The 24761-nt window shown below is 52.6% G+C and carries 21 protein-coding genes; 4 read left to right on the top strand and 17 right to left on the bottom strand.

Going from position 1 to position 24761, the window contains the following annotated elements:
• Nucleotides 1–32: 32 nt before the first annotated feature.
• The 13 genes from sctT to NG42_RS04965 all read right to left on the bottom strand — a co-directional run bounded on the left by sctT (nucleotide 33) and on the right by NG42_RS04965 (nucleotide 13165).
• On the bottom strand, nucleotides 33–794 hold the full coding sequence (sctT, locus tag NG42_RS05025) for a type III secretion system export apparatus subunit SctT (RefSeq protein ID WP_241488308.1): 762 nt from the start codon (nucleotides 792–794) through the stop codon (nucleotides 33–35).
• Nucleotides 794–1051 carry an EscS/YscS/HrcS family type III secretion system export apparatus protein gene (locus NG42_RS05020; RefSeq protein WP_052898167.1) on the bottom strand — a complete coding sequence of 86 codons (258 nt, stop codon included), beginning with the start codon at nucleotides 1049–1051 and terminating at the stop codon, nucleotides 794–796. Before NG42_RS05020 ends, sctT begins: the two co-directional genes overlap by 1 nt.
• Complete coding sequence (locus NG42_RS05015) at nucleotides 1051–1722, bottom strand: EscR/YscR/HrcR family type III secretion system export apparatus protein (protein ID WP_052898166.1); 672 nt, start codon at nucleotides 1720–1722, stop codon at nucleotides 1051–1053. Before NG42_RS05015 ends, NG42_RS05020 begins: the two co-directional genes overlap by 1 nt.
• Nucleotides 1712–2659 (bottom strand): type III secretion system cytoplasmic ring protein SctQ, encoded by a 948-nt coding sequence (gene sctQ, locus NG42_RS05010; RefSeq protein WP_052898165.1) that lies wholly within the window; start codon nucleotides 2657–2659, stop codon nucleotides 1712–1714. The genes NG42_RS05015 and sctQ overlap by 11 nt, the downstream gene beginning before the upstream one ends.
• Nucleotides 2656–3750, bottom strand: a complete 1095-nt coding sequence (locus NG42_RS05005) for a SpaN/EivJ family type III secretion system needle length determinant (protein WP_156322026.1) — start codon at nucleotides 3748–3750, stop codon at nucleotides 2656–2658. Before NG42_RS05005 ends, sctQ begins: the two co-directional genes overlap by 4 nt.
• On the bottom strand, nucleotides 3738–4184 hold the full coding sequence (locus NG42_RS05000; RefSeq protein ID WP_052898163.1) for a hypothetical protein: 447 nt from the start codon (nucleotides 4182–4184) through the stop codon (nucleotides 3738–3740). The genes NG42_RS05005 and NG42_RS05000 overlap by 13 nt, the downstream gene beginning before the upstream one ends.
• Nucleotides 4174–5466 carry a type III secretion system ATPase SctN gene (sctN, locus tag NG42_RS04995; RefSeq protein WP_052898162.1) on the bottom strand — a complete coding sequence of 431 codons (1293 nt, stop codon included), beginning with the start codon at nucleotides 5464–5466 and terminating at the stop codon, nucleotides 4174–4176. The genes NG42_RS05000 and sctN overlap by 11 nt, the downstream gene beginning before the upstream one ends.
• The gene (locus NG42_RS04990) at nucleotides 5466–5864 is read right to left on the bottom strand and encodes an InvB/SpaK family type III secretion system chaperone (RefSeq protein WP_052898161.1); all 399 of its coding nucleotides are present in this window, start codon (nucleotides 5862–5864) and stop codon (nucleotides 5466–5468) included. Before NG42_RS04990 ends, sctN begins: the two co-directional genes overlap by 1 nt.
• Before the next feature lie 14 nt (nucleotides 5865–5878).
• Nucleotides 5879–7948: an EscV/YscV/HrcV family type III secretion system export apparatus protein gene (locus tag NG42_RS04985; RefSeq protein ID WP_052898160.1), complete on the bottom strand. Its 2070-nt coding sequence runs from the start codon at nucleotides 7946–7948 to the stop codon at nucleotides 5879–5881.
• A gap of 33 nt (nucleotides 7949–7981) precedes the next feature.
• Nucleotides 7982–9106: a type III secretion system gatekeeper subunit SctW gene (gene sctW, locus NG42_RS04980; RefSeq protein WP_053115674.1), complete on the bottom strand. Its 1125-nt coding sequence runs from the start codon at nucleotides 9104–9106 to the stop codon at nucleotides 7982–7984.
• Nucleotides 9103–10773, bottom strand: a complete 1671-nt coding sequence (gene sctC, locus NG42_RS04975) for a type III secretion system outer membrane ring subunit SctC (RefSeq protein ID WP_052898159.1) — start codon at nucleotides 10771–10773, stop codon at nucleotides 9103–9105. The genes sctW and sctC overlap by 4 nt, the downstream gene beginning before the upstream one ends.
• Nucleotides 10770–11429 carry a helix-turn-helix domain-containing protein gene (locus NG42_RS04970; protein WP_162231016.1) on the bottom strand — a complete coding sequence of 220 codons (660 nt, stop codon included), beginning with the start codon at nucleotides 11427–11429 and terminating at the stop codon, nucleotides 10770–10772. Before NG42_RS04970 ends, sctC begins: the two co-directional genes overlap by 4 nt.
• A gap of 341 nt (nucleotides 11430–11770) precedes the next feature.
• On the bottom strand, nucleotides 11771–13165 hold the full coding sequence (locus tag NG42_RS04965) for a NarK family nitrate/nitrite MFS transporter (protein ID WP_082203832.1): 1395 nt from the start codon (nucleotides 13163–13165) through the stop codon (nucleotides 11771–11773).
• Between the two features lie 306 nt (nucleotides 13166–13471).
• Here NG42_RS04965 and NG42_RS04960 point away from each other — a divergent pair, with 306 nt between their 5' ends.
• From NG42_RS04960 to narI, 4 genes are read left to right on the top strand one after another with little or no spacing between them, the layout of a single operon-like run.
• The gene (locus NG42_RS04960) at nucleotides 13472–17248 is read left to right on the top strand and encodes a nitrate reductase subunit alpha (RefSeq protein WP_052898157.1); all 3777 of its coding nucleotides are present in this window, start codon (nucleotides 13472–13474) and stop codon (nucleotides 17246–17248) included.
• Complete coding sequence (narH, locus tag NG42_RS04955) at nucleotides 17245–18783, top strand: nitrate reductase subunit beta (protein WP_052898156.1); 1539 nt, start codon at nucleotides 17245–17247, stop codon at nucleotides 18781–18783. The genes NG42_RS04960 and narH overlap by 4 nt, the downstream gene beginning before the upstream one ends.
• Nucleotides 18780–19505 (top strand): nitrate reductase molybdenum cofactor assembly chaperone, encoded by a 726-nt coding sequence (gene narJ / locus NG42_RS04950; protein ID WP_052898155.1) that lies wholly within the window; start codon nucleotides 18780–18782, stop codon nucleotides 19503–19505. The genes narH and narJ overlap by 4 nt, the downstream gene beginning before the upstream one ends.
• Nucleotides 19505–20182 (top strand): respiratory nitrate reductase subunit gamma, encoded by a 678-nt coding sequence (narI, locus tag NG42_RS04945; protein WP_052898154.1) that lies wholly within the window; start codon nucleotides 19505–19507, stop codon nucleotides 20180–20182. Before narJ ends, narI begins: the two co-directional genes overlap by 1 nt.
• A gap of 54 nt (nucleotides 20183–20236) precedes the next feature.
• Here the strand turns inward: narI and NG42_RS04940 are convergent, their stop codons facing one another.
• From NG42_RS04940 to NG42_RS04925, 4 genes are all read right to left on the bottom strand, one after another.
• The gene (locus NG42_RS04940) at nucleotides 20237–21634 is read right to left on the bottom strand and encodes a c-type cytochrome (protein ID WP_052898153.1); all 1398 of its coding nucleotides are present in this window, start codon (nucleotides 21632–21634) and stop codon (nucleotides 20237–20239) included.
• 2 nt (nucleotides 21635–21636) lie between these two features.
• The gene (locus NG42_RS04935; RefSeq protein ID WP_052898152.1) at nucleotides 21637–23226 is read right to left on the bottom strand and encodes a GMC family oxidoreductase; all 1590 of its coding nucleotides are present in this window, start codon (nucleotides 23224–23226) and stop codon (nucleotides 21637–21639) included.
• Nucleotides 23227–23254: 28 nt separating this feature from the next.
• Nucleotides 23255–23776, bottom strand: a complete 522-nt coding sequence (locus NG42_RS04930) for a sugar dehydrogenase complex small subunit (RefSeq protein WP_052898151.1) — start codon at nucleotides 23774–23776, stop codon at nucleotides 23255–23257.
• Between the two features lie 260 nt (nucleotides 23777–24036).
• On the bottom strand, nucleotides 24037–24498 hold the full coding sequence (locus tag NG42_RS04925) for an Lrp/AsnC family transcriptional regulator (protein WP_052898203.1): 462 nt from the start codon (nucleotides 24496–24498) through the stop codon (nucleotides 24037–24039).
• Between the last annotated feature and the right edge of the window lie 263 nt (nucleotides 24499–24761).

Below are 24761 nucleotides of genomic sequence, written 5' to 3'. Positions count from 1 at the left end.
ATTTTGTTCTCCTGCGCAGCCTCACTTTTACGTCAGCCACCGGGAAAAAAGATCTTTTCCAGCCCGATGACCTCAGAGGGCAGAACCGGTGAAAAGTAGAGCAACAGCACCATAAAACCGATCAAGGTTTTAACTGTTAACGCCATCGAAAATGCATTCATCTGGGGGGTGTAGCGCGCAAGCAGGCCAAGAAACAGTTCAGTGATCAGAAAGACAGAGATGACGGGTGCAGAGAGCCTGACGGCATGTTTCATCAACTCGCCGATAAATCTAATCACATTCTCCCAGCCGGGCATCGTCATCGATAACGGCGGCCACAGCCGGTAACTTTGCTGCATCACCTGCATAAAGGTCAGCATTCCTCCGGCCTCCAGAATAATTACTACTGCAATCAGGTTAAATAAGTTCGCCAGCTCAGAAGTATCAATACCGCTTAGCGGGTTCAAGGTGCTGCTCAGCGTCGCCCCGCGCTGATTATCGATCAGGCTTCCTGCCGCATGCAGGGTCCAGAAAGGCAGGCAAATAAAGAGGGCAATAATCAGACCAATAACGATTTCTTTGACCATCAAAGCACCATATTCCAGCACGCTTAATTGATAAACGGCTATCCCCGGCGCATGCCACAGCGAGGCGCCCAGCAAAAATGCCAGCGGAAATTTAAACAGTCCGGTCAGCGTAGAATTACTGAGATAAGGTAGCAGCATAAAGGCCGGAAACAGGCGGGCGGAACTTAGCAGCACCATAAACAGCCAGTTGTTCAACTCAAAATAGAGATCGGTTTGCATGTTTTCCATTATCTCTTTAGCGCGAAATAAATCACTTCCTTACCGTAAGATAATAATGTTTCGCCATACCATCCTGATAATAAAAATAGACAAATACAGACTCCCAGCAGCTTGATTCCAAAAGGCAGGGTTTGTTCCTGTAATTGCGTCACCGTCTGAAACAGACCGACCAGTAAGCCAATTACCGTCGCCACGACCACCGGCACGGCAGATAAAATCAGCACCAGCCAGATGGCCTTATTTCCCGCCAGAATGACTTCATTCATCAGAAAACCGACCCGGATGCGCTAAGATCAAGATACTGCTCAAGTAGTCCTTTAGAAATTAATGTCCATCCATCCATCACAACAAACAGCAATAGCTTAATCGGCACGGAAATCGTCACCGGACTCATCATCATCATGCCCAGCGTCAACAGGATGCTGGAGATTAATAAGTCGATGACGACAAAAGGCAGATAAATATAGAAACCGATTTTAAAAGCGTCTTTTATTTCAGTTAAGGCGTAAGCCGGTAGCAAGGCAAACAAAGAGGGCTCGGGCGGTTCTTCAGTATCGTCAGGCTCACCATCACGCTGCCGCTGAGCTTGCTCAAAGAACACCGCTAAATCGCGATCGGTATATTTATGCAGGTAAGATTTGTAGCCAACAAAACCACTGTCAATCCAGGATTCAATCGCTTCAGCACTGCTTAAATCAATCGGTTGCTGTTTGAAATGGTTATAACCTTCCTTCATGACCGGCATCATCACAAACACCGACAACACAAAGGCGATACCATTAAGGGTGATATTGGAGGGAATTTGCTGTAATCCAATCGCGTTCCGGACCATCACAAATACGATAGAAAATTTGATATAGCTGGTGCCACAGGCAATCAGAAATGGAGCCAGTGAAGAGAGAGCCAGAACGGCAATCAGCGAAATATCATTTTCCATAATGTGCCTCATAGCACAGCGTCTGAATTTCCACTCCCAGCCGTTCATCAACCATGACCAATTCCCCTTTCGCCAGCAGCGCACCATTGGCACAAATAGTGATGCTGTTTTCTCCCCCCGTTCCTGTCGCTATTACATCGCCGATATGCAGCACGGCTAATTCATCCAACGTCAGGGTCATTTGGTTAATAATAAAGGTGAGTTGCACCGGGATATTATTAATACCCATCAGTTGCGGCTGAAGTTCCTGATGCTTATGCAATGGCGTATATTGCTCGTGTTCTTCCTGTTCATCGTAGATATCTTCCAGCATGAGATAGTCCTCCTGTTGTCGGTATTTAGCTAACGTCCTGTCGCCTGTAAGCACCGTCTCGAGCAGTTGATTCACCAACAGCACGTCGCCCCGCTGTAACTTTTTCAGATGGCGATAACTCAGCGCGCTGCTGCCGAGCATAAAGTCCAGCCGGAATGGGATCATGCCATGCAGCAGTGACGGCAACGCCTGACTGATATGACTACGATAGTGCGCATTCACTGCCGTGAGCCATCCGGGGCCGCAACTGGTGTTAACTATCGGCATCGCTTTGTCACGGTAATCATCCGCGGCGACCAGAGATGAGATAGTCAGCGGCTCTTCGGCTTCACCCGGCAACTGCAATGTGAGAGCCGCGCCGCTGTAGTGAAACAGATCTCTTATTTCATCAGGCGAGATCAGATCGGCGCGTAAGCCGCTTTTTTCCGGCAGGCTTTTGCCAAACCAGGCACGTACATCGACCAGCAATTCGACACCGGTTAATTGCGCCGTTGCCCTGGCGAGCACGGCTCCGGGCGGCGGCGTAGTTATCTGCACCGGCTGGTACTGCATCTCCAGATAGCGAAAAAACAGCTTCAACGCGCTGGATTGCGCGTCGTAACGTCGTATCGCCAGGGCTTTCATTCTTCATCCACCTCAGGTGGCTGCTTATCCCGTTCTTGCTGCTGCCCATCGCCAGCACGATCTTCCCACAGCGTCATTTCTGTCACCGGAGGGCGGGTGATGATTGCATGCTGCAAACGGTGGCTGACCAGCGCGTCAGAAGGCGTCATGATCACCGATAGCTGCTGGCTGCTGTCACGCACAGAAGTCAGCACCACCCGGTGTTGACTTCCCCATGAGCTAAAGGAGTAGCTGATTCTGTTTTGCCCCTCTGCTACCGGGACAGATTTGATCTGCCGGGCGTGGGCCTCTGCCGGAAGCGGTTGCGAGCCCCTTTTTGGCTTTAAAAGCGGATCTTTTGCGACCCATCCCTCACCGCTTTGCCGCGCTGGCGACATGGCAGGTGAAGGCACGGTGCTGCTCTCTTCGCGACGAGCTTTATCCAGCGGGCGAGCCGTTGGCGCGTTATTGCTGAGTAATACCGTACCGCCCGGCGCTGCCAGCCCCTCGCGAGTCAAAGGGGCTGGCGCGGGACTGTTCACCTCATGCGGCTCCGGCAACGGGCTGATGTTGTGAGTCACTGACGGCGCATCGCGCCTGAGCCGCGCGCTATGTTCCGGATAAAATGCCGGAGCTGGGCTGCTCACAACAGGCGATATTGGTGTCGGCGCCACTACCGGGCTAATGTTGCGGGGCAGTGATAACGCATCGCGCACCAGCATCGTGCTGTGTGGTGGCAATTGCGCCTCTGGCGGGACGCTGCCGCGCACCACCGGCACCGACATCGGCAATGGCAATGGCAATGGCAAGGCAGCCTGCTGCATCAGCACAGAAGCTGGCGTCACGGATTGCGGCGGAAGCTGACTGTTACCCGCCTGAAAGTCGGTTTTCACTTTCAGCGCCGCATGATGGACGAAATGCAGTGCGGCAGGCGGCGGTTCCGCCAACATCCGTGGTAGTGGCGGCATCAGGCTGGCCAGCGGTATCGCTTCCGGATAATGCTCCTTTTTGGCTTTTTTCAGCTGTTCATCCAGTCCGTTACCGCAACCGGCATCACTGCTGCGGTCTGGCGGCCGAAAATCTGCCGCCATGCGGCCAGTTATCTTTGCCAATTTAGCTGCTCCTCAGTTTCAGACTCGTGCTGACGCTGTCTGCATTGCACCTGATGCTGTTGACGCTGCCGCAAATGGGCAGTCATTTTTTCTGACTTTCGCTGCAACTTATTACGCTCGGCTTTCAGGCTGGCCTGCTGCTGGCTCTGCTGCTCCAGTTGATAATGTTTATCCGCCAGCAGCAGTTCCATTTCCGCGACTTTGCGCTGCAAAGAACCTTGTCGCGCCTTATTTTCCAGAATGGCTTCGAGGCTGGTGCTTCCGGCGATAACCAGTGAGGACAGATGCCTGAGCAGCAGGTCACGTTGCTGGTCGCCCGCCGTAATTTCTGCCTGAATATGACGGGTTCGGTGCTGGACGGTTTGCAACGCACTTTCTTTGCTTACCACGCGCTGGTCAATCCGACGAATAACGACAGAGAGGTTATTTAACAAGCTGTTGCATCCTTATTAGCGTATCGGTGAGCGCGAACTGTTCCTCTACCGGCTGACAGAGGAAGCGGCGAATTTCAGCGCTGGCGTTAAAGGCCATATCATTGTCAGGATTGACCCCCGGCTGGTACTCGCCGAAGTCGATCAGTACCTGCAACTCCTCGATTCTGGCGAGCATATTACGTATGTTGCTGGCGTAAGCCTGGTGGCCATCGCTGGTGACTCGCTGGCAGACACGGCTGACGCTGCGCAATACATCAATCGCCGGGTAGTGATTTTTGCTGGCCAATTTGCGACTTAGCCAGATATGGCCGTCAAGGATTGAGCGAATCTCTTCCGCGACGGGATCGGACTCCTCTTCATTTTCCAGCAGAATGGTGAAAAACGCGCTGATGCTGCCGCGCTGCGTTTTGCCGGGTCTCTCCAGCAAAGCGGGCAGTTTTTCAAATACCGAAGCCGGGTAGCCACGGCGCGCGGGGGGTTCTCCGGCAGCCAGTGCCACGTCTCGCAATGCGCGGGCGTAGCGCGTGATCGAATCCAGGAACAGCAGCACGTTCCGCCCGCTGTCGCGAAAATATTCGGCAATGGTCATCGCCACCGACGCAGCATTAACCCGATCCAGCGCCGGATAGTCAGAGGTGGCATAGACCACCACACAACGTGATTTTCGCTCCATTCGCCGCAGCGCTTCGACAAACTCCGTCACTTCGCGCCCACGTTCGCCAATCAACGCCACGACAAAAACGTCAGCATCTGCATTGTTAATCAGCATCTGCATCAGTGTGGTTTTGCCGCACCCGGCGGCGGCGAAAATGCCCATTCTTTGGCCAATGCCGCAGCTCAGCAGGCCATCTATCGCCCGAATGCCAGTGATTAACAGCTCATGGATGCCACAACGTTGATCCCAGGCAGGGGGGGATGCATTGATTGGACGACGCTCCACCGCCGTATCTTCAGCCGCGGGTGACAACCGCTCAGACACCGTGCCTGATGGGGTGAGTACCGCGCCCGTCAGCATCGCTGACACCTCCATCATCAACCCGTGACCGGTTGGACTGATCACGATGTCGCGAGACAAGCCTTCAGACGATCCAATCAGGCTGAGTATGGTTGAATCTCTTTCAAAACCGAGCACCTGTGCTCTGGCGACGAGGGTTTTATCTCTGTCACTTTTCAGCACATTACACACTTCGCCAATGGTGACCCCTGTCAGCCGGGCTTCGAGGATCGGGCCGGTGACACGCAAAGGATGCGCCTGATAGCGCACCAGCGTTTGCCATGGCATTAGCGCAGTACCTCACAATATTTGCGCAGGCTCAGATAAAAGGTCTCGAGCGCATCCACAAACATCGCTTCATTAAGGCAGCTCTCTTCCAGTACGCATTTCAATACCGTTGAATTCTCTTCTTTGGCGATCTGCAACTGACCGGTTATTGAATATTTTGCCGGTTCAAGCAGCAGCTCAAGTATCCGATCGGCTACCTGAGAAAGAACATGCATGTTGTGCTCACAAAGCTGAGACCAGAGCACAACCTGTTTATCTACCACACTGACTAAAATGCCGGGCATACCGTCGAAATCTAACAAAATGGTAGAGTGACCATCAAAATTGTTGAGCAGCGAAGCATCGCAACCGCCAGAGCGGAGTGATTCACGTACCAGAGAGGCAATATCAATATCCATCTGAGAGTCCCTTATTATTGAATTGATTTGATTACATCAATTGAAATGCCTTCTGAAATTTCGCCAAAAGAAAGCACCTCAAGGTTTTTGAATTTGTTTTCCAGAAAGCGTTTCACAAAGCGCCGGATATCGACCGACGCCAGAATGACGTAATCCTTCTGGGACATGAGAATGTCGCTTAATCCCAGAGTAAAAGTGTCCATCAGCTTTTCCGACGCCGCGGGTTCCAGATTAAGAAAAGTGCCTGCAGCGGTACTGCGAATCCCCTGGCGTAGGGTTTCTTCCATTTCAACGGAAATTAATACCGCCTTCAGCGCGTTACCGACGGCAAATTTATGGCTGATATAGCGACACAGGGACGTGCGGACATGTTCAACCAGGGTAATGACATCTTTTTCTCGCGGCGCCCAGACTGAGAGGGACTCCATAATCAATTTGGTATTACGCACCGAGATTTTCTCGCCGAGCAATCGTTGCATCACCTCCGACGCGCGTTGCACCGTGGTGTGACGCATCACTTCTTTAATCAGATCGGGATAATCTTTTTCCAGCTTATCGATATGCGCTTTGGTCTCCTGCACGCCAAAAAACTCACTCACATTGCGCACCAGCGCGTTGGCAATGCAGTAGTAAAGTTCATCGACCGGCGTCCGGGTGTGAAAACCCAGCTCGGTAAGCTGTGATCGCTGTTCAGCCGCCACCCATACCACACCGCCATAACTGCTCCATGGAATGCCAAGATGCTCAAGCTCATCAGAGACATTCACTACGGTGATTTGGCCGAGCAAAATATCAAACTGCTCCGCCTGAATTTCATTAATCAGCAATTCCACTTTGTTCTGCTGCTGATTTTCAGCCGCACGAATCACCACTGGCGGCAGATGTATGCCGTAATCGACGAAAAACTGGCTGCGGAAACGGTCAGCGGCATCAAGTTGGTTAAGGTAATCACCGGCCAAAGGACTGACCCGAAGAATTAACGGGATAGTCACCGGCGTGACCTGATCGAGATTTTCAATCAAGCCGAGTTGGGTATCAGCGTCGGCAGCAGCAGGTATCGCTTCATCAGCGGCATCGCTGCTGTGCTTCGCACTGCCCGCTTTACCCCCCAGCGGAGTGTTTTTCGCCTCTCGCCACTTGAAGAAAAATAGCCCGCCGGGAATCAGCGCCAGCAGCAGAAAGATAAACAGCGGAAAGCCCGGCAAAAAACCGATAGCAACAGCAATGATCGCGGCGATGATTAATACAAACTGATTATTCATCAGCTGCGACATCATGGTGATGCCCATATTGTCGCCCTCGCCGCTGACGCGGGTGACAATAAATCCGGCGCTGATAGCAATCAGCAGCGAAGGAATTTGCGCCACCAGACCGTCACCAATGGTCAGCATGGTGTAGGTCGACAGCGCCGTGGACATATCCATGCCGTGCTGGTTTACACCCACGCTGATGCCGCCAATAAAGTTGACAAAAATAACCAGAATGCCAGCGATGGCATCCCCTTTAATAAACTTCATGGCACCGTCGAAAGAGCCATATAACTGGCTCTCTTTCTCAAGAATGCTGCGCCGCTGGGTCGCCTGTTCCGCATCAATCGAACTGGCACGCAGATCGGCATCAATGCTCATCTGTTTGCCGGGCATCCCGTCCAGCGAGAAGCGAGCCGCCACTTCTGCCACGCGTTCCGCACCTTTGGTGATCACCATAAATTGCACAATGGTCACAATGGAGAAAATGACGAAACCCACCACCAGATTGTCACCAATAACAAACAGACCAAATGTGGCAATAATTTCTCCGGCATCGGCATCATTCAGTATCAGCCTGCTGGTGCTGATCGATAATGCCAGCCTGAATAGCGTGGTAATCAGCAATACCGCGGGAAACGACGAAAAGCTCAGAATGCGATCAATGTAAAAAGAAGAGAGAAAAACCAGCGCCGAAATAACAATATTCAATCCAATCAGAAAATCGACCAGATAGGTTGGCAACGGAATAACCAACATGGCAATAATCATTACCACCAGCAACAGAATAAATAATTCCGGATGCTTCCTCAGATTGATAAAAAAATCATTGACCATGTCTGATACCTGATATTTCAACGGAGATTAAGTTTAATAATTTCTGCTCTCTGCCAGCTCAGCCTGATAGCCATGGCCGATCAACGATTTAAAATGCTGATGCAGCAGTTTTTGCTGGTCATCACTGTCAAAAATCACCGGCGGAAAATCGCGCACAAAATGATATATCTTCTGGATAAAACACACTTTTTCTCTCTGAGATATCCGGCTTAATATATTGTTTCCAAGCTGCCTCAGTTGATCACATAACAGACCAGCATCATGCAAAATGGGTAGAATAAACAGCAGCCAGTCATCTTCAGAAAAATTAAAACGGCTGAAAAAATTATCGTTACTGACGCGATGAATAAATAAAGCATCACTTGAACGAATAACTCTTATTTGCCTAAGACGCCCCAGTAAATTACCAAATTCAATATCACTACATCCCGGATCGCTGGAAATCATATCCGCCCATAACGCACTCTCCATAAAATTAATCAGCATATGACGTCTGGCTCCGCCAAACATTAATACCCATCCCTGATAAATCCTGCGTTCATTCTCGTCGCTCTCAATAAAGTTACGATAGCTCTCACGAATCACTGCCGCAGAAAGATTTAATTGCTTACCAAATAAACGTGCTTTCAGTGCCACATTGATCCCTGACTTCAGACGCGCCGGGCTGGCATCATTTTCAGCGCGGGCCAGTGCTTGCTCTATAATTTCGCGCTCGATTTCAGATAAATTGCGATGCTTCAGCATTTCCCGCAGAGCAACCACGCGATTACTTTCATCGGGAAACAGCGTTCTTGCCTCCTGCAGTAATCGCGCAGCAGAGTTTGAATCCTGGATTTTTACCACCCGCCACAATGCGGCAATTTTTGCGGCGGCATCATCATCCAGCAGTTCGTAGATCTCCGCAGCGGCAGAGAAATCGCAGCGCCCGGCAAGATCTCTTAGCCTGCGAACCTGGCTGATAAAGGCCGAAAACTCATCGATGGAATTAAGAAATTTTCCCGCACTGGTTATCAGGCTGTCATCATCCACCGCGCCGCCGGGACGGCTGCCGGAATTAGCCGGCGCGGAGCTCAGATTGCCGCTAAGTAGCGTGTGCTTTTCTGCCACCAGCGACGCAGACAGCATCGATCCGGACAGTGCACCCGTTGGGCTAATCACCGCTGCGCATCCAGGAAATTATTCATCCAGTCAAACAGCGGGGCATCAGCAGATTTATTGCGTAGGCCGGCCACCATTCGCGACCCGTCGCGCGCTTCACGGCCATCAATTTCTTTGGGCTGAATCAGAAAGATACGCACCATATTGGCACTGCGGTTCTGACGATAGTTAAACAGGCCACCAATCAGCGGCAAATCTCTCAACCCCGGAATTCCCTGCCGTAAATTGCTGTTTTCATCGCGGGTATAGCCGCCTATCAACAGGCTTTTGCCTTTCGGTACGCGTGCCACCGTGCTGATATTGGTACGTCCGACTTCCGGCAAGCTGCTCTCTTTATCGTTATCCTGACGATACTGATTACCATCTTCGACACTCAGCATCATTTCTATCTCTTCCGCATCGGTAAAACGCGGCAGAACACTGAGTGACGTTCCATAGGTCACCTGCTCAAGGCTGGTGCTGCGTTCGCCAATCAGTTTGGTGTAAAACGTCCGGCTGTTATCAAAAATCGCCGGTACATTTTCCTGCGTCAGCAACATTGGGCGTGACACCACATTGGCGCGGTTTTGCTGCGACAGCGCCATAATCGCCGTCATAAAGCTGGCACCATCGACAGTGCTGGAAAAGCCGCCATTAAATGAGGCACCAAACTGGTCGGTTAAATTAAGCGATCCGCGCCAGGTCACCCCCAGTTGCTCCAGTTCGTCTTTTTGCAGATCGACAATCCACACCGACATTTCAATATGACGTTTCGGTATGTCCAGCAAACTCACCAGCCGCTTGATATTTTTTAGCTGTTCAGGCGACCCCTTAATCAACAAGCTGTTGTTATCGGGATTAGCAATCACCACCATATCGCCTTCAACTCGCACAGCCGCACGCGTTGCCGGTTGCCATGTTGCTTGCAGCGCTTTGTCTGCCACATCATCGGTCATGGCTGGCGACTCCGCCCCCTCTTCTGCGGCATCCTCCTGCTCAGCCGTCGGTCGGTTTTCCATCTGCGTGGCCGCGACGCCGTTAAATGTCAGGGCACGAATCACCGAAGCCACGCCGGGAATGGTAATCACTTCGTCACGGTATTTATATTTTCGATCTTCAACGAAGCTGTTATATAACGGGATCGCCACCAGGCTGGTTGCTTCAACTTCTGTTACCGCCAGCTGATCAAGATACGTCGCGGTCTGCATAACTAATGTGAAATAGACCGGCGGACCGGCGAGATAAAAAGTCTGGCTACCGGGCTCAGAGCGTAACGGATAACGCTCGTCGTAAAGATCGGAAGCCAGCAAAAACTTTTTCAGCTCTGCTACTGAGCTATTCTTAAGACGGAAAACACCATTTTTTAATTCACTGGCATCATAAATATAAATCGTATTGCCGTCGTGATACCAGACCATTCCCATATTACCGGTGATATTATTCAGTAATGTTTCCGGAGCGGAGAAATCAAAGTTACCGCTGATTCTTTTTTTCGCCGCCAGATTGCTGACAATAAACGGTATTTTCATTCTGGCTGACAAGGCATCAAAGAATTGTTTCACGCCGTCTTTCGCGGCAACATAGCCCTGAGCAGGCATTTTCTCCGCAACCGGCGTGTCAGCAATCGCCAGACAGCAATACATCAGAGAAACCGCAAAAAAAAGTAACAGAAGAGTTGAGCGCTTCATTTAAGCAACTCGCAGTTGATCATTTTTTTTAAGTCCCTTGGCGGAATACCAAATCTGTTTTTAACATCCCCGGAAAAATGCGACAGCGATGCATAACCATGTTTCATCGCAATGGCCGTCAGATTTTGCTCATCGCCCATAATATCGAGAATGGCCCGAATTAAACGCCAGTCGCACATTTCCACCTTCGCCGTATTTCCCAATGCTGATTTACTTAAGCGACGGAAATGCGAAACGGAAAGTCCGTAACGTCCACCGATTTCCCGCAGCGATTTATATTCATCCGCCCGGGTCAGTAAATAATTCACGATCCAGTAGCACTCATTATCACGAATCAGCTGGACGATATTATCCATTCCCTGGCACTGCTTAACGCTCTGGCTAATTAACCAGTATTCAAATTTTTTGCGCGACAACTCTTCAGGACGTCGGTAACGGCTGAAACCAAACAGCGTCTCTCTTTTTTTGGCATGCCCAGGCGTGCGGCTACCGGCATCGATAAAAGCCTGCAATTTTGCCATGGCAATCACCTTTAATTCGACACCCTGCACGTTGCCGGATTTAATCAGCACTTTTTTACTTTTCACCGCAAACATACCCGTCTCACCGGCTGCCAGATTCAGGCGAACGCAGCAACCATTTTGGCTGATGATCATTTCGCACCCTTCTGTCTCGCTGGCTTCTAACCAGAATAAACGCGTCATGGCCGCTGGAAGTTCATCGCCTGGGGAAAAACTCACCGGATATAAGAAATCGCCCTCATACATGCTATCTGAGTCCTTTTAGTCTGACGTCCGCTGAAAACCAGTCGTTCACTCACTGCGACAAAAGTGAAGGGTGCATTGGCGCACCGGTTTCACTCTGGCGCTGATTATCTCTGGTCAGTAGCGAGCAAGCCTGATGAATATTTGATTAAATATCTAAACGGAGTGTCGTGACGATAGCAGGGCCAGCAACTGTGGCCCTGAGCAGGAAGGCGGGAGAAAAGTGCAGACAGTTACGCGGCCGATTTACGGATATAACACCACCAGGTAATCACACCGCATAGCGCGTAGAACAGCAGAAAGACCTTTAAAGCGCCTTCTGCCGATCCGCTTAGCGCCAGTGAAGTCCCAAAAGCTTTTGGAATAAAGAACCCCCCGGCCGCACCAATAGCAGAAATAAATCCCAGCGCGGCAGAGGAATCAGTGGCGGCTTCCTGTGCCGCTTGCCGATCATTGCCTCCGGCCTGTTTTACCCGACGCAGTGTATCGGCGCGAATAATCACGGAAATCATCTGAAAGGTGGAACCACTGCCCAGCCCGGCGGTAAGGAACAGGCCGAGGAACACCGCAAAGAATGCGCCGAATGCACCCTGCTGCCCGTCGCCCGGCAGAGTAAAGAAAATCAGCGTGGCAAAAATCACCATCAGCACAAAGTTGATTAAGGTGACTTTCGAACCACCAAAGCGATCGGAGAGCGCGCCACCGACCGGACGCGCCAGCGCACCGATTAATGGCCCCCAAAAGGCATAATGCAGGATCACCACATGTGGGAACTGTGTTTTCGTCAACATGGCGAAACCGGCAGAAAAACCAATAAAAGATCCAAAGGTCGCCAGATACAGTAGCGCCATAATCCACATATGTGGGCGCTTTAATACTGGCAGCTGTTGTGCCAGTGAGGCTTTGGCGGTGGCGATATCATTCATCAGAAACCAGGCGGCAACGGCAAAAATTACCAGCGGCGGCACCCAGATAAACGCCGCGTTCTGTACCCAACGCACGTCACCGGACGGGCTAAGCTGACCGGCACCGGACAAGGAGCCAAAAACCGCCATGCCCATCACCAGCGGAGCAACCAGTTGCATCACGCTGACGCCAAGATTGCCGAGACCACCATTCAGTCCCAGTGCGCCGCCCTGCAAATGTTTGGGAAAGAAAAAGCTGATATTGCCCATACTCGACGCAAAATTACCGCCCGCCACGCCGCATAATAAGGCGATAACCACAAATACCCAATAAGGGGTCGTGGGTTGTTGCACCGCATAGCCCAACCACAGCGCTGGCACCACCAGAATAATAGTACTGAAAGCTGTCCAGCGACGGCCGCCAAATATCGGAATTACAAAGGAATACGGCACACGCATAATTGCGCCAGCCAGTGAGGGAAGCGCCGTCAGCATAAATAGCTGGTCGGTGGTAAAACGAAATCCGGCTCCGGGTAAGTAAAGCGCAACGGTACTGAATAACATCCAGACGCAGAACGACAGGAGTAAACAGGGAATTGAAATCCAGAGATTTTTAGCGGCAATTTTTTTTCCACTTCGTTCCCAAAAATTTTTATCTTCGGGAGTCCATGTAGCCAGCACGCCGCGGCTGCTTTCGGCTTGAATGTCATTTTTATACGACACAGATCAATATCCTCTCAATGTTTTCTGACATGCTATTGGGAAAATTTGACCGGTTTTATGACATCACTTTTGCCGAGTGAATTGAATTCTGGTTGATCGCAGGTGAGTTTGTAAAGTGTTCTGTGAAATTAATTTCTACTCACTTCGGGTTAGCGAGACGGTAATTTCATTACGTCAGTTAACCCTTATTGAGTAGCACGTTAGCAAACTGAAATTTTATTAACTGATCACGCCGAAATAACGCGTTTATTCGCGAATGATAATAAATCGTTTTTGCAGTTATTTGATCTGTGAGGAGTGTATCGAATGAGTAAGTTTCTGGATCGGTTCCGTTATTTTAAGGAACTGGCAGAGCCCTTTGCCGATGGTTATGGTCAGACGCTGGCAACCAACCGCGACTGGGAAGACAGTTATCGTCAACGCTGGCAGCATGACAAAATTGTTCGCTCCACACACGGTGTGAACTGTACCGGCTCGTGCAGCTGGAAGATTTATGTCAAAACCGGCCTGGTCACCTGGGAAACTCAGCAAACGGATTATCCGGAAACCCGCCCCGATCTGCCGAATCACGAACCGCGCGGCTGTCCGCGAGGTGCCAGCTATTCATGGTATATCTACAGCGCCAACCGCCTGAAATATCCGCAAATTCGCCAGCAACTGCTGGAAATGTGGCGTGAAGCGCGCCAGCAGCATCAGGATCCGGTGGATGCCTGGGCAAGCATTATTAACGATCCCGAAAAAGCAAAACGTTACAAACAAGCACGTGGCCGCGGCGGGCTGGTGCGCTCCAGCTGGCCAGAGATGAATGAGCTGATTGCTGCGGCCAACGTCTACACCGCTAAAACCTTCGGCCCGGACCGCATTGCCGGCTTCTCACCGATTCCGGCGATGTCGATGGTTTCCTATGCCGCCGGTGCGCGCTATCTGTCATTAATCGGCGCAACCTGTCTGAGTTTTTACGACTGGTACTGCGATTTGCCGCCTGCGTCACCGATGACCTGGGGCGAGCAGACCGACGTGCCGGAATCCGCCGACTGGTACAACTCATCTTACCTGATTGCCTGGGGGTCAAACGTCGCCCAGACCCGCACCCCGGATGCCCATTTCTTTACCGAAGTGCGCTACAAAGGCACTAAAACCGTCGCGGTAACGCCTGATTACGCCGACGTGGTGAAGCTGTGCGATCAATGGCTGGCACCCAAACAGGGTACCGACAGCGCGATGGCGCTCGCCATGGGCCATGTGATTCTGAAAGAGTTTTATCTGCAAAAACCCAGCCGCTATTTTATCGATTATGCCCGCCGCTACAGTGACTTACCGATGCTGGTTATGCTGGATCAACGTGAAGATGGCTTTTATGTTGCCGGGCGCCAGCTGCGCGCCGCCGATCTGCTCGGCGCACTGGGTGAAAGTAATAACCCGGAATGGAAAACCATCGCCGTTGATCAACAAGGCGAGCTGGTTGCACCGCAAGGCTCCATTGGTTTTCGCTGGGGCGAAGAAGGCAAATGGAACCTGGAACAGCGCGCGGGCAATGATGGCCGCGAGGTCACGCTGCAACTGTCGCTGCTCGGCCAGCATGATGAAATTGCCAGCACGCTATTCCCGTATTTTGGCGGTATTGAAAGCGAACATTTCCGCCCGGTGGCACTGTCTGATGTGATTTCGCGTCCGATCGCCGCCAAACGCATTACGCTGGCGGATGGTCGCAGCGCACTGGTTGCCAGCGTATTTGATTTAACGCTGGCCAATTACGGTATTGCCCGCGACTGGGGCGATGCGCAGGTCGACGACAGCCAGAGCGCCAGCGATTACAGCGAGATCAAAGCCTACACCCCAGGCTGGGCGGAGAAAATTACCGGTGTGCCGCAGCAGGATATGATCCGTATTGCGCGCGAGTTTGCCGATAATGCCGATAAAACCCATGGCCGTTCGATGATTATCGTCGGTGCCGGTATCAACCACTGGTTCCATATGGATATGAATTACCGTGGCATTATCAATCTGCTGGTGTTCTGCGGCTGCGTCGGTCAGACCGGCGGCGGCTGGGCGCACTATGTTGGTCAGGAAAAACTGCGGCCACAAACCGGCTGGTTACCATTGGCCTTCGCCCTCGACTGGACACGTCCGCCGCGCCAGATGAACGGCACCTCATTCTTCTACAATCACTCCAGCCAGTGGCGCTATGAAACCCTGAGTACCGAAGAGATTCTCTCGCCGCTGGCGGATAAAAAGCGCTACAGCGGCAGCCTGATTGACTTCAATGTGCGCGCCGAACGTATGGGCTGGCTGCCTTCCGCACCGCAGCTCAATACCAATCCGCTTGGACTGGCGAAAGCCGCCGAGGCCGCCGGCCAGACGCCAAAAGAGTATCTGGTCAACGCACTGAAATCTGGTGATATCCGTTTTGCCGCCGAACAGCCGGATGCGCCGCAGAACTCGCCGCGCAACCTGTTTGTCTGGCGCTCCAATGTGCTCGGCTCGTCGGGTAAAGGCCATGAGTACATGCTGAAATACCTGCTGGGTACCGAACATGGCATTCAGCAGACCGATCTCGGTGAGCAAGGGCGTCAACGCCCGGAAGAGGTCGAGTGGCTGGAGCAAGGCCGTGAAGGCAAGCTGGATCTGGTGGTTACGCTGGATTTCCGCATGTCGACCACCTGTCTCTATTCCGACATCGTGCTGCCCACCGCCACCTGGTATGAAAAAGACGATATGAATACCTCGGATATGCATCCGTTTATTCATCCACTGTCGGCGGCGGTCGATCCCTGCTGGGATTCGCGCAGTGACTGGGAGATTTATAAAGGTATCGCAAAAGCCTTCTCACAAGTCTGCGTCGGCCATCTGGGGGTGGAAACCGATGTGATTACCGTGCCGTTGCAGCATGATTCCGCCGATGAGCTGGGGCAAACCGGCGATATTAAAGAGTGGAAAAAAGGCGAGTGCGATCTGATTCCCGGCAAAACCGCGCCAAATATCGCGGTAGTCGAGCGTAATTATCCGGAAACGTATCAGCGCTTTACCTCGCTTGGCCCGCTAATGGATAAGCTCGGCAACGGCAGCAAAGGCATTTTCTGGAATACCGAAGAGGAAGTGGAACTGCTGGGTCGGCTGAATCGCCGTCATGAGAGCGGCAGCGCGCAAGGACGTCCGGTAATTAACACCGCCAAAGATGCGGCTGAAGTGATTCTGACGCTGGCACCGGAAACCAATGGTGAAGTGGCAGTGAAAGCCTGGCAGTCACTGGGCAAATTTACCGGCCGCGACCATGCCCATCTGGCGCTGCCAAAACGCGAAGTCAAAATTCGCTTCCGCGATTTGCAGGCGCAGCCGCGCAAAATCATCTCCAGCCCGACCTGGTCCGGCCTCGAAGACGAGCACGTCTCTTATAACGCCGGTTACACCAATGTGCACGAGCTGATTCCGTGGCGCACCCTGAGTGGCCGTCAGCAGCTGTATCAGGATCACCCGTGGATGCTGGCATTTGGTGAAAACCTGATGGCGTATCGTCCGCCGATTGATACCCGCAGCGCCCAGCCATTGCTTAACCGTCAATCGAATGGCAACCCGGAAAAAGCGCTGAACTTTATTACCCCACACCAGAAATGGGGTATCCACTCGACCTACAGCGACAATCTGTTAATGCTGACGCTGGCGCGCGGTGGGCCGATTGTCTGGCTGAGTGAAGACGACGCCCGCGAGCTGGGCATTGAGGATAACGACTGGATCGAAGCGTTTAATACTCACGGGGCACTGTCGGCGCGCGCCATCGTCAGTCAGCGCATTAAGCCGGGCATGGTGATGATGTATCACGCACAGGAACGCCTGGTAAATATTCCCGGCTCGGAAATAACCGGCCAGCGCGGTGGGATTCATAACTCGGTGACCCGTATCAGCCCGAAACCGACCCATATGATTGGCGGCTATGCCCAGCAGGCTTACGGCTTTAATTACTACGGCACCGTCGGCTCAAACCGCGATGAGTTTGTGGTGGTGCGCAAAATGCGCCGTGTCGACTGGCTGGATGGCGAAAACAGTGACAGTGAACAAGCGGCAGTGGCCAGGGGGAAAGTGAAATGAAAATCCGCTCACAAGTTGGCATGGTGATGAACCTGGATAAGTGCATTGGCTGCCACACCTGTTCAGTCACCTGTAAAAACGTCTGGACCAGCCGTGAAGGCATGGAGTATGGCTGGTTTAATAACGTCGAGACCAAACCTGGCGTTGGCTACCCGATCGACTGGGAAAATCAGGAGAAATGGCAGGGTGGCTGGATTCGTAAGATCAGCGGCAAATTGCAGCCGCGTCAGGGCGGACGACTCAGCATTCTGGCAAATCTTTTTGCTAACCCGCATATGCCGCAGATCGATGATTACTATGAGCCATTCGATTTCGATTATCAGCATCTGCACACCGCGAAACCCGGCAAAGCACAGCCGATTGCACGTCCTCGCTCGCTGCTGACCGGCAAACGGATGGAGAAAATCCATCGCAGCGCCAACTGGGAAGACGATCTCGGCGGCGAATTTGCCAAACGCTCGCAGGATAAAAACTTCGCGCATATCCAGAAAGAGATGTACGGCCAGTTTGAAAGCACTTTTATGATGTATCTGCCGCGCCTGTGCGAGCACTGCCTGAATCCGGCCTGTACTGCCAGTTGCCCAAGCGGCGCCATCTATAAGCGCGAAGAGGATGGCATTGTACTGATTGATGAGGATAAGTGCCGTGGCTGGCGCATGTGCGTCAGCGGCTGCCCGTACAAAAAAATCTATTTTAACTGGAAGAGCGGCAAATCTGAGAAGTGCATTTTCTGTTATCCGCGAATTGAATCGGGTATGCCGACCGTCTGTTCCGAAACCTGTGTCGGCCGTATCCGCTACCTCGGCGTGGTGCTGTACGACGCCGATGCCATTGAGCAAGCCGCTTCCAGCGAAAGCACGCAGGATCTGTATGAGCGTCAGCTGTCGGTATTCCTTAATCCTCATGACCCGGCGGTGATTGCTCAGGCTGAGAAAGATGGCGTGCCGATGAGCGTCATCGAGGCCGCACAGCGTTCGCCGGTATACAAAATGGCGATGGAATGGAAGCTGGCGCTGCCGCTGCATCCGGAATACCGCACCCTGCCGATGGTGTGGTATGTGCCGCCGCTGTCGCCGATTCAGTCGGCTGCCGATGCTGGCGTGCTGGCGCAAAACGGCGTACTGCCGGATATCGAGTCACTGCGCATTCCGCTGCAATATCTGGCGAACCTGCTGACCGCTGGTGATACCCAACCGGTCGCCCGCGCGCTGAAACGCATTCTGGCAATGCGTCATTACAAACGCATGGAAACTGTTGAAGGTAAACACGATATCAGTGCGCTGGAAGAGGTTGGCCTGACTGAACAGCAGGCGAAAGAGATGTATCGCTACCTGGCGATTGCCAACTATGAAGACCGTTTCGTGGTGCCTTCCAGCCACCGCGAGCTGGCGCGTGATGCCTTCCCGGAACGTAATGGTTGCGGCTTTAGCTTTGGCGATGGCTGCCACGGCAGCAACAGCAAATTCGACCTGTTCAACGCTAAGCGTATTGACGCGATTAATGTCGATGCCAAAACCACCGGAGGCCGCCGATGAGATCGTTACTGATACTTTCCCGGTTACTGGACTATCCCGATGACGCTCTCTGGCAGGCAAAAGAAGAACTGCTGGCGGCGGTGGACGAGTTAGCGGAACTGAACGCCAGTCAGCAGGCGATGCTGAAGCGCGTCATTGAGTGGCGTATCTCCGGCCGCTTGCTGGATGCGCAGGCCGATTACGGCAGCCTGTTCGATCGTGGCCGATCGCTGTCGCTGCTGTTATTTGAACATGTACACGGCGAATCACGCGATCGCGGTCAGGCGATGGTCGATCTGCTGGATCACTATCGTCAGGCCGGATTCGATCTGAACAGCAATGAGTTGCCGGATCATCTGCCGCTGTTTCTTGAATTTCTCGCGCAGCTCAGCCCGGAAGAAGCCACCAGCTGGCTGGAAAGTATTGCGCCGATTCTCGCGCTGCTGGCCGCCCGTCTGCATCAGCGCGACAGCCACTACGCCCTGCTTCTCGAGCTGCTCACCCAGCTTTCCGGCAGTGACGCCAGCAGTGAGCATCTGCAGGAAAAGGTAGAGCAGGAAGCGCGTGACGATACCCCCGCCGCACTGGATGCGGTGTGGGAAGAGGAACAGGTGCGTTTTATGGCTACGCAGCAGGGGGATTGCGGCGAAACGCGTCAACATCAGCAGCGTTTTTCCGGCGCTGTCGCCCCGCAATATCTGAATATTGCACAAGCGCAGCCGAATTATCGGGAGGGAAAATAATGTCGTTCTTAAACCTGTTTTTCTTTGATATCTACCCGTATATCGTCGGGACGGTGTTTCTGCTCGGCAGCCTGTTACGTTATGACTACGGTCAGTACAGCTGGCGCGCCGGATCGAGCCAGATCCTGGATAAACGCTGGATGCGTCTGGCGTCAAATCTGTTCCATATTGGCGTTATCGGTATTTTTTTCGGTCATATCGTAGGCATGCTGACACCGCACTGGATGTATCAGTCATTTCTGTCTTTGCCGGCCAAACAGTGGATGGCGATGGTGCTGGGCGGCATCTGCGGCGTCACCATGTGGATTGGCGGTATGATGCTGCTGTTCCGTCGCGTGTTTGTGGCGCGAGTGCGCGCCTCGTCCAGCGTCGCCGACATTCTGATTCTGGCGCTGTTAATGGTGCAGGTCACGCTCGGTCTCGCCACCATTCCGTTTTCGGCGCAGCATCTCGACGGCAGTGAAATGATGAAGCTGGTTAACTGGGCACAGCACATCGTGACCTTCCGCTTCGGTGCGTCACACTTCCTCGACGGCGTGGCACCGATTTTCCGCGTGCATCTGGTGACTGGTATGACGCTGTTTCTGCTGTTCCCTTTTACGCGCCTGGTGCATATCTGGAGCGTGCCGCTGGAATTTATGACCCGCCGCACCCAGCTGGTGCGTAAAAGAGGGTAAGCGCGCAAAAATAACGGCATCCCCCGACGGAGGATGCCGTTATATTTTTAGCGGCTATTTCTTACGCAGACGTACAATTAGCAGCAGTAATAACAAGGCGATAAATACCCCCGCCGCAATCAGATAATCAACATAGCGCACGATAAATGGCGCTTCGCCACCGTTACGCAGAGTTTTAACCTGATCCGCTGAGATATCCTCATTGATATTGCCAAACTGATGGCGCACGTAGTGAGTCACAGCCGCGATTTGCGCATCATTTAATTGCTGATCAAACGCCGGCATGCCGACATCACTGTCACTGCCTTTGCGATGGATACCCTCAACAATCGTCATCACCAGATTCTGCGCCGTCGGGCCAGAAACCGCGCTGTTATGGGTCAGTGAAGGATAGAAGTTATCCGCCGTGCCTTGCCCTTCGCGCCCGTGACAGCTGGCGCATGCGCCGTTGTACAGTTCAGCGCCATCGGTTGAGCGGCTGTCAGCCAGCGATGCCTGATCGCCCTGTCCTTTCACCACCTGATTAATATCCACCTTTTCTGCTGGCTGAGCTGACGGCTTAGCAACCGGCGTAGCGATCGCTGGCACCTGCTTAATCCAGGCGGCAATGGCATGCAGATCTTTATCATCGAGATAGCGGAAACTGTGCTCAACGGCTTCACCCATCGGCCCGGCAGCCTGCGCTTTGCCAGCCAGATGCCCGGTTTTCAGGTAGCTGACAATATCGTCCTGACTCCAGTCACCAATCCCGCTGTTATCCGGGGTGATATTCGGCGCATACCAGCCACCCAGCGGGCTACCGGCCAGATACTGACTGCTGTCTTCGGCCATCATCATATTGCGCGGCGTATGACAGGTACTACAGTGCGCCAGCACATCGACCAGATACTTACCGCGATTCAGCTGCTCAGATAAATCGGGCTTTTTTTCAAACGGTTGATCATTACGGTACAGCAGATTCCAGCCCCACATGATTTGCCGGATATTAAACGGGAAACTCAGACGGGTATGCTCATCCGGCGCAAAATCGGCCGGTTTTACCGCCAGCATAAAGTAGCTGTACAGTGCATGAATATCGTCGTCAGTCATCCCCTGGTAAGCGGTATAAGGCATCGCCGGATAGAGATTGCTGCCGTCGGCGGCGACCCCTTTACGCAGCGCATCGGCAAACTGCTGCTCGGTATACTGTCCAATGCCATATTGCTTCGACGGGGTGATATTGCTGGCAATAATGCGCCCCATCGGCGAATCAATGGCGTAGCCGCCGGCAAAGGGCGCGCCGTCCTCCGTGGTCTGACGATGGCAAGCGCCGCAGTCTGCCGCGACGGCGAGATACTCACCGCGTTTTACCCGCGACGCATCGGCAGAAGAGGGTTCAGCGCTTAGCGCGGCGGTGCTGCCGAAAGAGGCCAGCAGCAGTGTGGCGGCGAAAAATTTACTGGTGATCTGCATAATTAAATCTCCCGATCGATGATTTCAGCCGCACGAATACTCAGTGCAACGCCGGTCAGGGTCGGGTTAATCACACCGGATGCCGGAATAACGCCGGTGGTCGCGAGGAAAAGATTGCTGTGATCCCAGCTGCGGCACTCATGGTTCACCACCGAATCTTTCGCGTTATCTCCCATAATCACCGTACCCATCAGATGGTCACGGTTCTGCCAGCCGGTGTTGTCCTCAATCACCGTGCCGCCCATCAGGCTGACAAACTTCTTATAATCTGCGTCCACTACCGCTTTAGCGGCTTTAACATAGTCATCAACTTCGTAGTTAACGGTCAGCATCGGGATACCGAGCGCGTCCTTGCGGGTGGTGCTGGGGCGCACGGTATTGCTGGCATGCGGCAGGATTTCAAACACGGTGGAAATATCCACCCAGCGCGCTGCCTGATGACGAATCTGCTTATCCAGTTCATGACCCAATACGCCATCCGCGATCAGTCGCTGAGCAATATTCATATTCGGAACGTTATTGGAAATGGCATGTTTAATCGCGGCGTGTTTTTTACGGAAATCGCCATCGCGGAAGTTGAAAATACCGCCCTGCTGTACCGCACCCCGACCCGGCCAGACCGGCTCATCCGCAAGGAATTGCAGGCCCATGCCAGTGTGATCCATCAGGTTACGTCCCACCTGATCGGAACTGTTAGCAACATCAGAAATCAGCAACAGCTTAGGGGTTTCCAGTCCGTGAGCCGCGACAATAAAGTACTTCGCCGTCAGCCGTTTATCTTCGCCTTTTGAACTGCGAACGTGTACCGCAACAATATTGCCGTCAGCACCTTTTTCCAGCTTCCAGGCAGTGGCATCGGTCATCAGCTGCGCACCGGCATCTTCCGCATGCTGAGCATGTTTATCGCCGCTGTACATCGAACCAATCGGGCAAACCGGCATACAGTTATTGTTGCCGCTGCAAGCCGGACGACCGTCATACGGACGCGTCGCGCGCGCATTCGGCTCATGAATAAAGTGGTAACCCGCCGGGCTGATGCGGCTTTTCAGGCGCTGGAACAGGTAAGTTTCCCCTTCCGGCTCCATCGGATAAGGCTGCGAACGCGGTGGAAAAGCGCTGCCGCCTTGCCCGCTCTGGTCATCGGTGTCGCTACCGCATACGCCCATTGCCAGCTCAGCTTTGACATACCACGGCTCTAACTCGCTGTACTCCATCGGCCAGTCACGACCAACGCCATACAGCGTTTTCAGTTTCATATCATTGGGCAGATAGCGCCAGCAGGCGGAAGCCCAGTGCCAGGTCGTGCCGCCCACCAGTTTCAGCATGCCGGGACGGAAATCAAACGAGCCGGTATTTTCGATATATTGTTCGTCGTAAGAGTGGTGCGCCCACGGCTGATTAGGATAAGGCGAGTTGTAGTTGGCCTTTTTCGGGGAATTACGGAAATTTTCGACAATTTTCCAGCGCGGAATTTTCTCACCGGCTTCCAGAATAATCACCGATTTGCCTTTGCGGGCAAGGGTGGTGGCGGCATTGCTACCCAATGCACCCGAACCGATGACTATCACATCGGCATCATAGTGTTTGCTCATGGTGTTGCTCACAATAAGAAGAAAAAGATTAATCGTTTTTTATGGTGGCTGGCGGCTGCGTCCAGTAATTGGTATGCCCACGCGAATAAGTCGGAATAACCGTGGCATCAAGCGTTGGCGTATACATCAGGGCATCGGTGTAGGTGACAAAGCGGGTGTTATCAACCGCACGCAGCGATACCGGCGTGCCGGTAAACCCGAGATACCAGGCGGAGACAATTTTCTTTACCGTTTCGCCAGCGAGGCGATTTTGCATCATCGGGTGACCATTTAACTGGTCGGCATCGGTAATATTCGCCGTGTTTAATGCCGCCACCAGCGCATGCATTTTTACCAGGAAATCGGCATCTTCTGACACCAGACAATGCAGCGCACGGGCAGACACTACCTGACTTAATGCCGCACGCTGGGTCAGTAATTTCGACAATGTATAGAACACACCCGGATCGGACGCGGCGGCGGGCGTTGACGCCCATGACAAAACCGGATTCAGTGCTGCAAACCCGCCAAGGGCTGCACCAGAAATGAGAACCTGCCTGCGAGTTATCATCTAAACCTACATTTTTGAAACATGAAAAGGTGATATATCTCACACTCTGTCTATAGATTTGTAAAGATTTATTAACTTCTAAAGTGTTGCAAAAAATGAGAACGGCGGTTAATTAACCTGTTGATTGTTAATGGATTTTAATAGATTACCGGCAGTAACTAACCTTATGGCGGCAGGAGAAAGGCAAATTTCACGCCCCGATTTGATAACCAAAAATGAATTCAGGGCGAGATAGCGGGCAGGGTCAGACAGCAACGCCGTTACAATAATGGCAATTCGGTGGTCTGTTTATAACACTGCATCGGAATATCGGTTTTAATACTGGAAACGCCACGAATACGCGTCAGATGATTAATCTGTAACTGACGATAATCATCGAGGCTGGCGGTAATCACCCGCAACAGATAATCACACTCTCCGGCCATCAGATGACACTCGACCACTTCAGGTAACTTCATAATTTCAGCCGCAAAATGATCCACCGTTTCAGCATCCTGCCGGGTCAGCCAGACGCGGGTAAAAATGGTGACATTACGTTGCACTTTAGCACCGTCAATCAGCGCCACATAGCCCTTGATCACCCCACTTTGCTCAAGCTGCTTAACCCGCCGCAGACAGGGAGAGGGTGACAGGCCAACCTCACGCGCCAGGTCAATATTTTGCATGCGGCCATCGCGTTGCAGCGCATTAAGGATTTTGCGATCGGTAAGATCCAGATTCATGGCATCAGCTTCCATTTTTTGCGAAAAATTAGCATTTAAGTGCCAATTGATAACGAATGCCTGGCAGATTAGCAACCCAATTTCACGGCGAAAAGCGTATAATTCCCCTCCTTCAGGAGGTGATATGAGCGACACAGATTCGGTCTGGCCGGTTGCCAGTAACATAACAAAAAAATCAGAGTTCTGGCGCGGTGTCAGAGCCAGTTTACCGGTGCTGTTGGGCGTGATTCCGCTGGCGCTGGTACTTGGCGCACAGGCGGCGA

It is taken from the genome of Winslowiella iniecta (assembly GCF_001267535.1).
Classification (GTDB): domain Bacteria; phylum Pseudomonadota; class Gammaproteobacteria; order Enterobacterales; family Enterobacteriaceae; genus Erwinia; species Erwinia iniecta.
This window is presented reverse-complemented; position numbering and strand designations above follow the sequence as displayed.

What these genes read in the sequence shown, in the direction of transcription:
- NG42_RS04990 (WP_052898161.1), bottom strand. Translation starts at nt 5,864, where the DNA reads ATGGATATTGATATTGCCTCTCTGGTACGTGAATCACTCCGCTCTGGC.
- NG42_RS04940 (WP_052898153.1), bottom strand. Translation starts at nt 21,634, where the DNA reads ATGCAGATCACCAGTAAATTTTTCGCCGCCACACTGCTGCTGGCCTCT.
- NG42_RS04985 (WP_052898160.1), bottom strand. Translation starts at nt 7,948, where the DNA reads ATGGTCAATGATTTTTTTATCAATCTGAGGAAGCATCCGGAATTATTT.
- NG42_RS04925 (WP_052898203.1), bottom strand. Translation starts at nt 24,498, where the DNA reads ATGAATCTGGATCTTACCGATCGCAAAATCCTTAATGCGCTGCAACGC.
- sctN (WP_052898162.1), bottom strand. Translation starts at nt 5,466, where the DNA reads ATGCCATGGCAAACGCTGGTGCGCTATCAGGCGCATCCTTTGCGTGTC.
- sctQ (WP_052898165.1), bottom strand. Translation starts at nt 2,659, where the DNA reads ATGAAAGCCCTGGCGATACGACGTTACGACGCGCAATCCAGCGCGTTG.
- narI (WP_052898154.1), top strand. Translation starts at nt 19,505, where the DNA reads ATGTCGTTCTTAAACCTGTTTTTCTTTGATATCTACCCGTATATCGTC.
- narJ (WP_052898155.1), top strand. Translation starts at nt 18,780, where the DNA reads ATGAGATCGTTACTGATACTTTCCCGGTTACTGGACTATCCCGATGAC.
- NG42_RS04930 (WP_052898151.1), bottom strand. Translation starts at nt 23,776, where the DNA reads ATGATAACTCGCAGGCAGGTTCTCATTTCTGGTGCAGCCCTTGGCGGG.
- sctT (WP_241488308.1), bottom strand. Translation starts at nt 794, where the DNA reads ATGGAAAACATGCAAACCGATCTCTATTTTGAGTTGAACAACTGGCTG.
- NG42_RS05020 (WP_052898167.1), bottom strand. Translation starts at nt 1,051, where the DNA reads ATGAATGAAGTCATTCTGGCGGGAAATAAGGCCATCTGGCTGGTGCTG.
- sctC (WP_052898159.1), bottom strand. Translation starts at nt 10,773, where the DNA reads ATGAAGCGCTCAACTCTTCTGTTACTTTTTTTTGCGGTTTCTCTGATG.
- NG42_RS04935 (WP_052898152.1), bottom strand. Translation starts at nt 23,226, where the DNA reads ATGAGCAAACACTATGATGCCGATGTGATAGTCATCGGTTCGGGTGCA.
- NG42_RS04960 (WP_052898157.1), top strand. Translation starts at nt 13,472, where the DNA reads ATGAGTAAGTTTCTGGATCGGTTCCGTTATTTTAAGGAACTGGCAGAG.
- NG42_RS04970 (WP_162231016.1), bottom strand. Translation starts at nt 11,429, where the DNA reads ATGATCATCAGCCAAAATGGTTGCTGCGTTCGCCTGAATCTGGCAGCC.
- NG42_RS05015 (WP_052898166.1), bottom strand. Translation starts at nt 1,722, where the DNA reads ATGGAAAATGATATTTCGCTGATTGCCGTTCTGGCTCTCTCTTCACTG.
- narH (WP_052898156.1), top strand. Translation starts at nt 17,245, where the DNA reads ATGAAAATCCGCTCACAAGTTGGCATGGTGATGAACCTGGATAAGTGC.